The organism is Mesorhizobium sp. GW821-FHT04C10, from assembly GCF_059420305.1.
In genome coordinates, this window is the sequence record NZ_JBWKTL010000001.1 from 68,285 (window position 1) to 82,682 (window position 14,398).

Here is a 14,398-nt window from a genome sequence, read left to right on the forward strand (position 1 = left end):
GGGGTGCGGCGACAAAGCCGGCGCATTGCGGTTTTCACCAGCGCCAAATCATCTAGGATCGTGTCCCGGATGATCTGGCACGCATCGCGAAGAGGATAGTGCATGACGGTTGGCCGAACGCTTCTCAAGTCGCTGCTGGCGGCGGCCCTGCTGGCGGCGGGGTTGCAGACAACCCTGGCCGACGAGTGGCGGACCACCTCATCGCTGATCGGCCAATCCAAATACGGCGACAATTTCCAGCATTACGACTACGTCAACCCGAACGCGCCGAAAGGCGGAACGCTGAATTCGGTGCTCCTCGGCACCTATGACAGCTTCAACCCCTATATCGTCCAGGGATCGCCGGCGGCGGGTTTGGCCGGCTTCGGCGGCGGCCTGCTCTACGACACGCTGATGGAGCAGGCGACGGACGAGGGCAGCACCAGCCACCCGCTGATCGCCGATGCCTATAAATATCCTGCCGACTATTCCTCGGCCACGTACCGGCTTGACCCGCGCGCGAAGTGGCATGACGGCCAGCCGATCACCGTCGACGACGTGATCTGGTCGTTCCAGGTGCTGAAGGCCAACAGCCCGCAATACAACCGGTATTTCGAGAATGTCACCGACGCGGTGGCGATCTCCGATCGCGAGGTCGAGTTCCATTTCAACCAGAAGGGCAATCGTGAACTGCCGAAGATCATCGGCGACCTCGTCGTTCTGCCGAAGCATTGGTGGGAAGGTACCGACGCCAATGGCAAGAAGCGCGACATCACCAAGGGAACGCTGGAACCGCCGCTGGGCTCGGCCGCATACAAGATCGCCAGCTTCAAGCCGGGCTCCGAAATCGTCTGGCAGCGCGTGCCGGACTATTGGGCGGCCAAGCTGCCGGTGAAGATCGGCCGCGAGAATTTCGACACGCGCCGATACACCTACATCCTCGACGACAATGCCGCCTGGCTGGCCTTCACCAAGGGCGGACTGGAAGACATCAACCGCGAATACAGCTCCCGCAAATGGGCGACGGCCTATAATTTCCCAGCCCTTCAGGCCGGCGACGTCATCAAGAAGGACTTCCAGACCCAGTCGCCACAACCGATGCAGGGCTTTGTCCTCAACCAGCGCAGGCCGCTGTTCCAGGACCGGCTGGTCCGCGAGGCACTGACCATACCGTTCGATTTCGAGAGCATGAACCGCACCTTGTTCTTCGGCTTCAACACCCGCACGTCGAGCTATTTCCAGGGCACCGAGCTGGCATCCAGCGGGTTGCCGCAGGGCAAGGAACTGGAAATCCTGGAAAAATACCGTGACAAGCTGCCGCCCGAACTCTTCACCCAGGAATTCAAGCTGCCCGTCTACGATTCACCGCAAGCGGAGCGAAAGTACCTGAAGCAGGCTGTCGATCTCTTCGCCAAGGCCGGATGGGTCATAAAGGGCGGCAAGATGGTCAACGCCAAGACAGGCGCGCCGTTCAAATTCGAGATCCTCGGCTGGAACGACACCGACCAGGTAATCGCCAGCCCCTACATTGCCAATCTGCGCAAGATCGGCGTCGACGCCTCGTTGCGCATCATCGACCAGACGCAGTACATCAACCGCGTCAACAACTTCGATTTCGACGTTGTCACGGGCCTGTTCGGCCAGTCGGATTCGCCCGGCAACGAGCAGCGCGATTTCTGGAGTTCGAAGGCCGCCGACGCACCTGGTTCGCGCAATCTGATGGGCATCAAGGATCCGACCGTCGATGCGCTGGTCGACCGCATCATCTTTGCCACGGATCGCGATGATCTCGTTGCCGCAACCCATGCGCTCGACCGCGTGCTGCTATGGAACTTCTACGTCGTGCCGCAGTATCACCGGTCGGCGGTCTGGCTGGCCTATTGGGACAAGTTCAAATTCCCCGACAAGCAGCCTGCCTATGTCGGTGTCGATATCGATTCCTGGTGGATCGACGTCGACAAGGAAAAGGCGCTGGCCGCCAAGTACAAAGGCGGCAATTGATGGGGCGGCAATCGATGACCGCCCTGCCCCGCCGTGATTTTCTCGCGCTTGGCGCGGCGGCGGCCGCCGCCGCCCTGTTGCCCGCAAAAGCTTTCGCCGACATTGCGACCGGCACCAAGCTGCATGGATTGTCCGCCTTTGGCGACCTCAAATACGGACCGGATTTCACCCATTTCGACTATGTGAATGTCGATGCACCAGCCGGCGGAGTTTTCAATTTCTCGCCGCCGAACTGGGGCTACAACCAGGACACACAAACCTTTAACACGATGAATTCCTTCGCCGACAAGGGCGATGCGCCGCCGCGCATGGAGATGTGCTTCGACGGGCTGATGGTGCGCGCACTCGACGAGCCCGACGCCGTCTACGGCCAGATCGCCGACGGCGTGACACTGTCGGAAGACCGCAACTCCTTCACCTTCTCGCTTCGCCCCGAGGCGCGCTTCCACGACGGCACGCCGCTGACCGCCCAGGACGCAGCCTTCACCTTCAAGCTTTACAAGGACAAGGGCCATCCCGACCTGTCGTTGTCGCTGACGCACATGGTCGATGCCGTTGCTGTCGACGACCGCACGCTGCGGCTCACCTTCTCCGGCAAGCAATCGGCCCGCACCGTGCTCAACGTTGTGGAATTCCCCATCCTGTCGAAGGCCTTCTATACGGCCAACCCGTTCGACTCTTCGCAGTTGAACCCGCCGCTCGGCTCCGGTGCCTACAAGGTCGGCCGGTTCTCGGCCGGTGCATGGATCGAATATGATCGGGTTGCGGACTATTGGGGCCGTGATCTGCCGGTCAATCGCGGCCAGAACAATTTCGACCGTATCCGCATCGAATTCTACCAGAACCGCACCGCCGGCTTCGAAGCCTTCAAGAAGGGCGAAATCACCTACCGCGAGGAATTCACCTCGCGCGTCTGGGCGACCGCCTACGACTTCCCCGCGCTGACAGCCGGCAAGGTGGTAAAGCACGAATTCCCGGCCGAGAAGCGGCCGACCATGCAGGGAACGGCCGTCAACCAGCGGCGCGAACAGTTTCGCGACGCTCGCGTGCGCCAGGCGATCGCGCTCTGCTTCGATTTCGAATGGACGCGGCGCAACTTCTTCTACGGCTCCTACGAGCGCTCGCAATCCTGCTTCGAGAAATCGGGTTTTCGCGCCGAAGGTGTGCCATCAACGCAAGAGCTGGCGCTGCTGGAGCCGCTGCGAAGCCAGGTGCCGGCTGAGGTCTTCGGCCAGGCCGTGGCCCAGCCGGCATCCGACGGTTCCGGTCGCGACCGCAAGCTGCTTGGCCAGGCGGCAAAGCTTCTGGCCGCAGCCGGCTGGAAACGGTCGGGCGATTTCGTCGTCAACGGCAAGGGTGGCCGGCTTTCGGCCGAATTCATGGTCGACGACGACACTTTCGTGCAGGTCTATTCGCCCTGGGTCGCCAACATGAAGGCGATCGGCATCGATGCCACGATCCGGCTGGTGGATTCTGCCCAATACCAGGCCAGGCAGGCGACCTTCGATTTCGATCTGCTGTCAGCCGCTTTCTCGTTCAGCGCGACACCGACGCGCGACGATCTCGAAGGCTTCTTCCATTCCAGGACGGCCAACCTCTCCGGTTCGCGCAATCTGCCGGGCACCTCAGACCCCGCGATCGATGCGCTGATCGGCACGGTGGGCGCGGCAAAAGACCGTGAAAGCCTGACGGTCGCGATGCGAGTGCTCGACCGGGTCTTGCGCGCGCGGTGCGATTGGATTCCTAGTTGGTTCCTGGCGAATCACCGAAGCGCCTATTGGGACATGTTCGGCTTTCCCGAGCAAAAGCCCGATTTCGGCTTTCCGGTCGAGGCGCTGTGGTGGTTCGATAAGGGCAAGGCGGCAAAAATTGGCAAAGGCTGAGATATCGGTCCGCAGAGGGCAGGAAGCCTGATGGGCGCCTATATACTGCGCCGCATCCTTTTGATGATCCCGACCCTGTTCGGCATCATGGCGATCTCCTTCGCCGTCATCCAGTTCGCGCCGGGCGGCCCGGTCGAGCAGGTCATCGCCAAGCTGACCAATCAGGGCGGCAGCGACCGCCTCGGCGGTGGCGGCGGCGATGCGGGCGGCTCCAACTTCGACGCCGCCGGCGACGTCAGCTCGAAATATCGCGGCGCGCAGGGGCTCGATCCGGAATTCATCAAGAAGCTGGAGAAACAGTTCGGCTTCGACAAGCCGCCGCTCGAGCGCTTCGGCATGATGCTGTGGAACTATGCCCGCTTCGATTTCGGCAACAGCTATTTCCGCGACATCTCGGTGCTCGACCTGATCCTGGAAAAGATGCCGGTGTCGATCTCGATCGGGCTCTGGATCACGCTCCTGTCCTATCTGATTTCCATCCCGCTCGGCATCCGCAAGGCGGTGAAGGATGGCTCGCCTTTCGACGTCTGGACCAGCGGCGTCGTCATCGTCGGCTATGCCATTCCCGGCTTCCTGTTCGGCATCATGCTGATGGTGCTGTTCGCCGGCGGCTCGTTCTGGGACTGGTTCCCGTTGCGCGGTATCGTCTCGGACAATTGGGACCAGTTGTCCTGGCCGGCCAAGATCGCCGACTACATCTGGCACATGACCTTGCCGCTGACGGCGCTGGTGCTGTCGGCCTTCGCCACCACCACGCTGCTGACGAAGAACTCGTTCCTGGAGGAGATCCGCAAGCAGTATGTGGTGACGGCGCGCGCCAAGGGCCTGTCCGAACGACAGGTGCTCTACGGCCACGTCTTCCGCAACGCCATGCTGATCGTCATCGCCGGCTTCCCCGGCGCCTTCATCTCGGCCTTCTTCACCGGTTCGCTGCTGATCGAGAACATCTTCTCGCTCGATGGCCTCGGCCTGCTTGGCTTCCGGTCGGTGGTCGAGCGCGACTATCCCGTGGTGTTCGCCAATCTCTACATCTTCTCGCTTCTCGGCCTGTTCGTCGGATTGTTGTCCGACCTCATGTACACCTGGGTCGATCCGCGCATCGATTTCGAGCGGAGAGACATCTGATGTCGGAGGCAAGCGTGACCGCCGGAGTGGTGCCGGAGCGGATGCCACGGCCATTCCTGTCGCCGCTCAACAAGCGCCGCCTGCAGAATTTCAAGGCCAACCGGCGCGGCTACTGGTCGTTGTGGATTTTCCTCGTCCTGTTCGTGCTGTCGCTGTTTGCCGAGTTCATCGCCAACGACAAGCCGATCATCGCTTCCTACAAGGGCGAGATCCTGTTTCCCGTGCTGGTCGCCTACCCCGAGGAAAAGTTCGGCGGCTTCTATGCCGTCACCGATTATCGCGACCCGGTGATCCAGGACGAGATCAACGCCAATGGCTGGATGATCTGGCCGCCGATCCGCTATTCCTACCAGACCGTCAACAACGCCATCCCGGAGGCCGCACCCGCCAGGCCGTCCTGGCAGTATGATGCCGCCAAGCGCTGCAACCAGTATCCGCAAGGGGCTGCCGACCCGGCCTGCATCGTCGGCAACTGGAACTGGCTCGGCACGGACGACCAGGCGCGCGACGTCCTGGCGCGGGTCATCTACGGTTTCCGCATCTCGGTGCTGTTCGGCCTGATCCTGACCATCGGATCGGCGCTGATCGGCGTCGGCGCCGGCGCGTTGCAGGGCTATTTCGGCGGCTGGACGGACCTGCTGTTCCAGCGCTTCATCGAAATCTGGTCGGCGATCCCGGTGCTCTATCTGTTGCTGATCGTCGCCGCCATCCTGCCGCCGGGCTTCTTCATCCTGCTCGGGCTGATGCTGTTGTTCTCCTGGGTGGCGCTGGTCGGCGTGGTGCGGGCCGAGTTCCTGCGCGCCCGCAACTTCGAATATGTCAACGCCGCCCGCGCCCTCGGCGTGCCCAACCGAACCATCATGTTCCGGCATTTGTTGCCCAACGCCATGGTGGCGACATTGACCTTCCTGCCCTTCCTGCTCTCAGGCTCGATCTCGACGCTGACCTCGCTCGACTATCTCGGCTTCGGCCTGCCGCCGGGGTCCGCCTCGCTCGGCGAGTTGCTGAAGCAGGCGCAGCGCAACCTCAATGCGCCGTGGCTCGGCATTTCTGGCTTCGTCGTCATCTCGCTGATGCTGTCGCTGCTCGTCTTTGTCGGCGAGGCAACCCGCGACGCCTTCGATCCGCGCAAGACGTTCAAATGAGCGAAGCGCCCCTGCTCAGCGTACAGGACCTCAGCGTCGCCTTCAGCCAGGGCGGCGGCCAGTCTGTCGCCGTCGACCACATCTCCTTCGACATCGCGAAGGGCGAGACAGTTGCGCTGGTCGGGGAATCCGGCTCCGGCAAGTCGGTGTCGGCGCTGTCCGTGCTGAAGCTCCTGCCCTATCCCAGCGCCAGCCACCCGTCGGGAAAAATCCTGTTCCAGGGCGCCGACCTGCTGGCGATGAGCGAGAAGCAGCTGCGCCAGGTGCGCGGCAACAAGATCACCATGATCTTCCAGGAGCCGATGACCTCGCTCAATCCGCTGCACACGATCGAGCAGCAGATCGTCGAGATCCTGAAGCTGCATCAGGGCATGGCCGATCGCCCCGCCAAGGCGCGCACGCTGGCTTTGCTCAACGAGGTCGGTATCCGCGACCCGCAGAAGCGCCTCGACGCCTATCCGCACCAGTTGTCCGGCGGACAGCGCCAGCGCGTGATGATCGCCATGGCGCTGGCCAACGAGCCGGAACTCCTGATCGCCGACGAGCCGACGACGGCGCTCGACGTCACCGTGCAGGCGCAGATCCTCGAACTGCTGGCCGGCCTTAAAAGCCGCAAGGGCATGTCGATGCTGTTCATCACCCACGACCTCGGCATCGTCCGCAAGATCGCCGACCGGGTCTGCGTGATGACCAAGGGCAAGATCGTCGAGACCGGTCCGACCAACGAGATCTTCGCCAACCCGCAGCACCCCTATACGCGCCACCTTCTGGCGGCCGAGCCGAAAGGCAAGCCACCGGCGGCCAATGCCGACGCCAAGCCGGTGATGACCGGCAAGGACATCAAGGTCTGGTTCCCGATCAAGCAAGGCTTCTTCCGCAGCACCGTCGACCATGTGAAGGCTGTCGACGGCATCGATGTCACCGTGCGCGCCGGCCAGACGCTGGGCGTGGTCGGCGAATCCGGTTCGGGCAAGACCACACTCGGCCTGGCGCTGGCGCGGATGATCTCGTCGACCGGGACCATCCAGTTCAACGGGCGCGACATCAATCAGCTCACCTTCAATGCCATGCGGCCGCTCAGGCGCGAATTGCAGATCGTGTTCCAGGATCCGTTCGGTTCGCTCAGCCCGCGCATGTCAATCGCCGAGATCATCGAGGAAGGGCTCAAGATCCACGAGCCGAAGCTGTCGCCCGATGAACGCGACGACAAGGTTGCGGACGTGCTGAAGGAGGTCGGCCTCGATCCGGCGACCCGCAACCGCTATCCGCACGAATTTTCCGGCGGCCAGCGCCAGCGTGTCGCCATCGCGCGCGCCATGGTGCTCAACCCGCGCTTCGTCATGCTGGACGAGCCGACATCGGCGCTCGACATGAGCGTACAGGCGCAGGTCGTCGACCTCTTGCGCAATCTGCAGGCCAAGCATGACCTCGCCTATCTCTTCATCAGCCACGACCTCAAGGTCATCCGGGCGCTTGCCAACGATGTCATTGTCATGCGCAATGGTCGGATCGTCGAAGCCGGCCCTTCCCAGCAGATTTTTGAAAATCCGCAAACCGACTATACTCGGGCGCTGATTTCGGCGGCCTTCAAGATAGAGACGGCGCCGGTCGGCATCGTCAGCCAGTGATTAGAGGGACTAAACGAACAACAATGGAAAAAGGCCGCATCCTGCTTGCCGTCACCGGCTTTCACCCGCAGCGCTGGCGCGAGCTGTTGTCGGCCGAGCGCGAGGTGGTCCTGGAGCCGGACGGCGCCAAGGATCCGTCGATCACCTATGCGGTGGTGTGGAAGCAGAAGCCGAACCTGTTGTCGTCGCTGCCCAATCTGCGCGCCATCTTCTCGATCGGCGCCGGCGTCGACCATATTTTCGCCGATCCCGGCCTGCCCGACGTGCCGATCGTCAAGGTCGTCGCCGACAATCTCACCCAGTACATGACGGAATATGTCGTCTGGCGGGTGCTCGATCACCATCGCCATGGCCTGCTCTACCGGTCGCAGCAGCCGAAGAAGATCTGGCGCGAGCCGCAGCAGAGGCCGGCCGGCGACATTTCCGTTGGCATTATGGGGCTCGGCAATCTCGGCCGCGCCGCGGCCTCGGTGCTTCTTTCGCTCGGCTTCGCCGTCAATGGCTGGTCGCGCAACGACCGGCCGATGCAAGGGGTTGCGACCTATTCCGGCGAGGCCGGCTTGATCCCGTTCCTCAAGGCAACCGACATACTCGTCGTGCTCCTGCCGCTGACACCGGACACGCAGGGCATCATCAATTATGGCGTGCTGAAGGAATTGCGCAAGCGCAACGGCCTTGGTGGCTCGGTGCTGATCAACGCCGGACGCGGCCGCCTGCAAAAGGACGCCGACATCGTGCGGGCGCTGGACGACGGCACGTTGAAGGAGGCGAGCCTCGATGTGTTCGAGGTCGAGCCGCTGCCGAAGACCAGCCCGCTATGGAGCCATCCGAAGGTGTTCGTGACGCCGCACGCCGCGGCGACCTCCGATCCGATGCACCTGGCGCCGATCATGCTGCGCCAGATGGATGCCTTCGAGCGCGGTGAGCCGTTGCAGAACCTGGTCGATCGCAAGGTGGGTTACTGATCGCGTCAGCGCTCTTGCGCCATGCTTTCCAGCTTCTTCGAATGCTGCACCCCTGCCAGGTCCATCACATGCTCCTTGCGGGCACGCTGAAGGTCCAATGGTGACTTGCCTTCGATCATCCGGGCAATGTCTTCCACAATCAGGTGGCCCATCAGTTGCCGGCCGCCGCTTACCGCCGCGGCACGGTGGGGCGACAGAATGACGTTGGGCATGCCGCGCAGGGCATGATCCCTGGCCAGCGGCTCCGACGGGAACACATCGATTGCAGCGCGGATGCGCTTTGTCCGCACCGCCTCGACCAAGGCATCGAAATCGATGAGATGTGCACGACTGACAAGGACGAGCAACGCGTTCGGCTGCAGCCTGGCGATGGTGGCCGCGTCCACAAGGCCCTTGTTGGTCCTGGTCGGCGCCGCCGTCACGAAGAGCACGCGGCAACTGCTCGCGACTTCCGCCAGGGAAGCGAGCCTGACGCCATGCTGCCTGGCCACCGACGGATCAAGCCAGGGGTCGTAGGCGGATATCCTCGGCGAGAACGGCGCCAGGAGCCGGCTGCACTCCTTGGCAATGGCGCCGAAGCCAACAAATCCTATCGTCTGTTCGAACAAGGTGAAATCGGTCGCCGGATTGTCGTTGAGCCAATGTTCACCGCCGGTACGGAACAGTTCATGTTCTTCCACGAGGCCACGCGCGCCCGACAACGCCATGGCCACCGCCATTTCGGCGACCGAGCCGCGCATGCCTGGACCGGTTGCCAGCACCTCGATGCCGCGGTCGAAGCAGGAAGCGTAGTCGATAGTGTCGGGAAAGGCGCCGTAGAGCTCGATCACCGCCTTGAGTTTGGCCGCGCGCCTGATCTGGGCGGCATCGAGCGTCGGCAAGGCCGAGAGATAGAAGGTCATGCCGGCCAGATTTTCATCCAGTACATGATCGGGCATGGGCTCGTTCTTCGCCCAAACCAGATCGCAAAGCTCGCCAAGTCGCCTCAGGTCAGCCTGCGTGAACAGTTCGTCAAGCTGTCGCCATTGTGGGTCAAGGACCGCAACGGGTTTGTTCATATCGACATCCTCCCTTGGAATTGAAGCTGTTGACGCGGTGCTCCCGCGGCATCACGCGTTCGTTGCCTTCGCCCGCCGGCTGCTCACGACTTTGCCCCGGTGATCAAGGCGACCAGTTCCTCGCCCGAGGTCTCGCTCGTGCGGCGATGACCGACGACGTGACCGTTGCGCATGATCCATATTTCGTTCGAGAGGCGCATCACCTGATCGAAATTGTGACTGATCAGAAGGAAGGTCCTGCCTTGTTGCCGCAAGCGGTCGATCAGGCCTTCGACTTCAAGACGTTCCCGCACGCCAAGGGCCGCCGTCGGCTCATCCATGATGGTGAGTTTGGCGTTCCAACCCACCGCGCGGCTGATGGCCACCGCTTGCCGCTGGCCGCCGGACAGCTGACGCACGCGCGCATTGATCGACGGTATGTTGATCTGCAGGCCGGCCAGCATGGTGCGCGCCTGGGCGGCCATGGCCCGCTTGCGGGTGATGCTCAACGGACCACCCCAGGTAAGCTCGCGGCCGAGGAAAAGGTTCTGCCAGATCGTCAGGTCATCGACGAGCGCGAGATCCTGGAACAGTGTCTCGACACCGATGCGCCTTGCGTCGTCAGGGCTGCGCAGCGTCGCCGGTCGGCCATCGAAAAATATCTCGCCGGACGTTGGTTGATGCACGCCGGTCAGTATCTTGACCAGGGTGGATTTGCCCGCGCCATTGTCGCCGACGATGGCTGCGACCTTGCCTTCCTCGACGGAGATGCTGACGCCATCGAGGGCGACGACCGAGCCGAAATGCTTGTGGACATTGCGCACTTCCAACATCTTGCGCCCGGCGGGGGTGCCGACCGCGCCATCATTCGAAGCAGGAGCGATCGTCATTTTTGAAACCGATAAGCGATGGCGAAAAGGATGACGACCATGCCCGTGACGATCGGCTGGTAGAAAACGCCGACGCCAAGCAGCGTCATCAGGTTCAGAAGGGCGGTCAGGACCAGGGCGCCCACTACCGGGCCAATGATCGTGCCACGGCCGCCAAAGAGGCTCGTTCCGCCTAGCACCGATGCGGCTATCGAGTTCAGCAAGTAGGAACTGCCGGTGGCGGGTTCGGCGGATCCGATGCGCGCGGTGAGCATGACGCCGGCGATGCCGGCGAGCAAGCCGCTGATGGCAAAGGCCGCTATCTTGATCCTCGCGACCTTGAGGCCGAGGTTGCGGCTGCCTTCATGGTTGCCGCCGATGGCGAACAGGTGCGTGCCCAGTTGTGTATGGAACAGGAGCAGGTGGGCAATGACGGCAACCACGGCCGCGAGCAGCGTTATGTTGGGGATTGGCCCGAAGCTGCCGCTGGCCAGTTGCGTAAGCAAGGGTGAAATGACGCCGACCGGTCGGCCGTTCGATAGCACCAGCGCACAACCCGATGCAATGCTGAGCATTCCCAATGTCGCTATGAAATCGCTGATCTTGCCCTTCGAAATGACGATGCCGCTGATGATGCCAAACATCATGCCTGTAACAACGGCCATCACGATGCCGATCGGCACACCCCATTTCTGGGTGACGGAGATGCCGATCATCACGCAGGATATCTGCACCAGCGACCCGACCGAAAGGTCGATGCCCGCCGTGATGATGACGAAAGTCTGACCGATCGCCACCACAACGAGGATCGAGCAGGCGACAAGAATCGAAGTGATGTTTCCGGCCGTCAGGAACAGTGGCGAAGCCAGCGCTCCGACCGCCATGAGCACCAGGAGCGCCAGGACGATCGCCCAGTCCAGCACACCGCTCGACCTGACCGTCCTTGCGATGCGGCCGGCCGACGCTCGGACGGCCGTTCCTGTCCCTGCTTGCAAGCTCACGCGCCAGGCCCTGCTATTTGATCAGCTTGGCAATCGGGCTGTGATATTCGAACCAGGGCTGCGGTGACGACGTCTTGGCCGCGGCGATATTCTCGGAGGTGATCAGGGCCTGTGGCGCGACCGTGGTCGCGTCGACTGTGGCACCCTGCGACGCCGCGAGGCAGGCTTCGACCTCGATCTGGCCCATCAGGTAGGGGAACTGCGCGGCGGTGCCGGTCATCTGTCCGGCCTCGATGGAATTGAGCGCGTCGTCGATGGCATCCGTGCCGAACACGAGGACCTTGCCGGCCAGGCCAGCGTTGTTGACCGCCTGCTGGACGCCCAGCGCCATGCCGTCGTTGGCGGCGTAGAAACCTTTCAGGTCGGGGTGAGCGCGCAGGATCGCATCGGCGGCGTTCAGAGCCTTCTCGCGATCCCAATCGGCCGCCTGTTCCTGAACGATTTCGAGGCCGCCGGCGCCGGAGCGAAACCCTTCGAGTCTCTGGATGCTGGCCGGATGGCCCGCCAGGCCGCCGATCAGAGCAACCTTTCCCGTCCCGCCGAGGCGTTTTACCATTTCCTCCGCCACGGCCTTGCCCGCATCGGTATGGCGCACGGTGACATAGGTTGTCAGCTTGACGCCGGCGGCGGCGAGCGCGTCGTTGTCGAATGCGTCCCCCGCGACGATCGGGATGTTCTTCTTGGCCGCCGTCACCAGTGGCTGAATGAGATTGCTGTTGCTGATCGGCGCGACGATGAAGCAATTGAAATCCTGTCCGACCATTGTCTGGACCATGTTGGTCTGTTCGTCGATGGCCGACTCATCCGTGCCGGCCTGAACCGTGACCGTTGCGCCGATCTCCTTTGCCTTCGCCTCGATGCCTTGTTGCGTGGCCAGCCAATAGGGATTGGCGAGTGTCTTCAGCACCACGGCGATCTTCAGGTTCTTCCCCGGCAGGTCGGCGGCCCATGGCTGACCGACAAGGACCAGAGACAGGATCGATCCTGCAAGCAGACTTTGCATCGAGACTTTAACGCGCATGCCTTATTCCTCCCATTGTGCGGTTCGCCAGGCTGGCTCCATCCGGTCCAGCGCAGAAGCGTGAAATTGTGCGCTTCTTGAGCGGCGCACATCTTTCCGAAGCTCAGGATAGAGGCTGCCCGGTCATCAACAATCAGCAGCTCCATCAGATCGCATCAAACGGCGGCGAACCGTCACTGTCGTGCAAAGGAACGAAGTGCATCGAGCCCCGCTTGCGGCGGAGAAACACGTAAGGGACCGCACGGGTGGCGGCTCTCCGATACGGTGTGTCGGGATCGTCAGCCCGGCAGAGCGAACTTCTTCTTCTGATTGTCCGGCTTGCCGCAGTCGCGGCGGTCGATGGACCGGTTCATGGCGTCGATCTCGCCAGTCGCCTTGTCGCTGTCGCGCTGGGCCTTGGAGCGCATGTCGGGCGTGAACGGACCGAAACCCATCGCGGGATTGGAGAAGGTCGGCTTCACGGTCGTCGCAAGATTGTACTGCTGTGCCAACCCATTGCGCTGCGCCAGCAACTGATCGCACGGCACGGTGTCGTATTGCAGGGAGGATTCTATGTTGGCGTCCTGCCGCTCGGACATCGAATTGCCAACGCAGCCGGCCATTGCCAGGCAAGAGGCCAAGACCATCATGTTCCAGCGCATCCGATATGCTCCTCCTGATATCCCGCCCCTGACGCGACCAGATCGCAAATATCAGTCGCGCACGCAAATCGGACTTTTTCGCAGCAGCGCGGAGCGGTGACGGGATTCACCGCGCAATGATCATGCACGCTTCAATCGGCGTGAGCCTTCAGGGCCAAGACGACCCAGCCTTTGACGGGCTCGCGGCGATCCTGCCGGATGGTCGTCGGCTCCAGCGCCAGGATTGAAAGCCCGTTGGCCTCGAGTGTCCGCCTGACATAGCTGTCGGAATGGGCATAGCGCCGCGAGGGCTGCAGCGCGAAGTCGCCGCTTGCGAGGCTCTCGACAGAGAAAGCAAACAGGCCGCCGCCGGCGAGCACACCGGCGACCCTCCCGATCAGGCCTTCGAGTGCGCCGACATAGATCAAGACGTCGGCCGATGTCACCAGATCGGGGTTTTCGCCTGAGTGGGAGAAGCCCTGCAGATCAGCCTTTGTCAGCGTGTCATAGATGCCTTTCGTCCGCGCCTTCTTCAGCATCCTGGCCGAGATGTCGATCCCCTCCAGCCGGTCGACGATCGGCCTCAGCCTCTCGCCCATCAGCCCGGTGCCGCAGCCCAGGTCGAGCGCCAGACGGAAGCGGCCCGATCTTGCCTTGCGAATCATCCGTTCGAGGGCTTCGGGCAACCGGTAGTCGAGCTTGCCGACCAGCATCTCTTCGAATGTCTCGGCGTAGTGGTCGAACAGCGTTTCGACAAAGGCGCTGGGCGGCGCGCTGGAAACCGGGGCTTTGCCGATCAGCTGCAATTTGAGGGCCGCGCCCTGGCGATCGGCTGGATCCAGGTTCAGCACCATCACCCAGGCCTGCGTCGCCAGGTCGAGCCTGCCTGATGCCTCCTGCATCTCGCCAAGGCGAAACCAGCCCATTGCCCATTGCGGCGCCAATTCCAATGCGCCGAGCAGGAGCTCGGCCGCCGCCACGTGGTCGCCGGAGGCAAAGAGCATCTCGGCATAGTCGGCACGGCGATCAGCGTTCAAATCGCCCGATGAGGTCTGCAACGGCTTCATGATAGCGGTTCCGCCGGCGGAGGCAGCCGGGCCGCCATCTCTGTAATGCAAAGGGTG

General features: G+C 62.6%; 12 protein-coding genes. 6 read left to right on the forward strand and 6 right to left on the reverse strand.

Annotated features, from left to right (window positions below; all coding sequences use genetic code 11):
• Positions 1-102: 102 nt before the first annotated feature.
• The 6 genes from AC07UC_RS00340 to AC07UC_RS00365 are packed head-to-tail and all read left to right on the forward strand — an operon-like array spanning position 103 to position 8,726.
• On the forward strand, positions 103-1,980 hold the full coding sequence (locus AC07UC_RS00340) for an extracellular solute-binding protein (protein ID WP_494903349.1): 1,878 nt from the start codon (positions 103-105) through the stop codon (positions 1,978-1,980).
• A gap of 14 nt (positions 1,981-1,994) precedes the next feature.
• Positions 1,995-3,863, forward strand: coding sequence for an extracellular solute-binding protein (locus AC07UC_RS00345; protein ID WP_494903351.1), 1,869 nt, complete (start codon positions 1,995-1,997; stop codon positions 3,861-3,863).
• Between the two features lie 30 nt (positions 3,864-3,893).
• Positions 3,894-4,988, forward strand: a complete 1,095-nt coding sequence (locus AC07UC_RS00350) for a microcin C ABC transporter permease YejB (protein WP_056569814.1) — start codon at positions 3,894-3,896, stop codon at positions 4,986-4,988.
• Positions 4,988-6,133, forward strand: coding sequence for an ABC transporter permease (locus AC07UC_RS00355; RefSeq protein ID WP_494903353.1), 1,146 nt, complete (start codon positions 4,988-4,990; stop codon positions 6,131-6,133). Before AC07UC_RS00350 ends, AC07UC_RS00355 begins: the two co-directional genes overlap by 1 nt.
• Positions 6,130-7,761, forward strand: a complete 1,632-nt coding sequence (locus tag AC07UC_RS00360; protein ID WP_494903355.1) for an ABC transporter ATP-binding protein — start codon at positions 6,130-6,132, stop codon at positions 7,759-7,761. Before AC07UC_RS00355 ends, AC07UC_RS00360 begins: the two co-directional genes overlap by 4 nt.
• 23 nt (positions 7,762-7,784) lie before the next feature.
• Positions 7,785-8,726 (forward strand): 2-hydroxyacid dehydrogenase, encoded by a 942-nt coding sequence (locus tag AC07UC_RS00365; RefSeq protein ID WP_140775558.1) that lies wholly within the window; start codon positions 7,785-7,787, stop codon positions 8,724-8,726.
• Between the two features lie 5 nt (positions 8,727-8,731).
• Here the strand turns inward: AC07UC_RS00365 and AC07UC_RS00370 are convergent, their stop codons facing one another.
• From AC07UC_RS00370 to AC07UC_RS00395, 6 genes are all read right to left on the reverse strand, one after another.
• On the reverse strand, positions 8,732-9,784 hold the full coding sequence (locus AC07UC_RS00370; RefSeq protein WP_494903357.1) for an NAD(P)-dependent oxidoreductase: 1,053 nt from the start codon (positions 9,782-9,784) through the stop codon (positions 8,732-8,734).
• Between the two features lie 83 nt (positions 9,785-9,867).
• Positions 9,868-10,653: an ATP-binding cassette domain-containing protein gene (locus tag AC07UC_RS00375; protein WP_494903359.1), complete on the reverse strand. Its 786-nt coding sequence runs from the start codon at positions 10,651-10,653 to the stop codon at positions 9,868-9,870.
• The gene (locus AC07UC_RS00380) at positions 10,650-11,633 is read right to left on the reverse strand and encodes an ABC transporter permease (protein ID WP_494903361.1); all 984 of its coding nucleotides are present in this window, start codon (positions 11,631-11,633) and stop codon (positions 10,650-10,652) included. Before AC07UC_RS00380 ends, AC07UC_RS00375 begins: the two co-directional genes overlap by 4 nt.
• A gap of 13 nt (positions 11,634-11,646) precedes the next feature.
• Entirely contained in the window at positions 11,647-12,654 is a 1,008-nt protein-coding gene (locus tag AC07UC_RS00385) for a sugar ABC transporter substrate-binding protein (protein WP_483121458.1), read from the reverse strand.
• A 278-nt stretch (positions 12,655-12,932) separates the two neighbouring features.
• Positions 12,933-13,295, reverse strand: a complete 363-nt coding sequence (locus tag AC07UC_RS00390; RefSeq protein ID WP_494903364.1) for a hypothetical protein — start codon at positions 13,293-13,295, stop codon at positions 12,933-12,935.
• A gap of 131 nt (positions 13,296-13,426) precedes the next feature.
• Positions 13,427-14,341, reverse strand: coding sequence for a methyltransferase domain-containing protein (locus AC07UC_RS00395; protein WP_494903365.1), 915 nt, complete (start codon positions 14,339-14,341; stop codon positions 13,427-13,429).
• Positions 14,342-14,398: the final 57 nt, after the last annotated feature.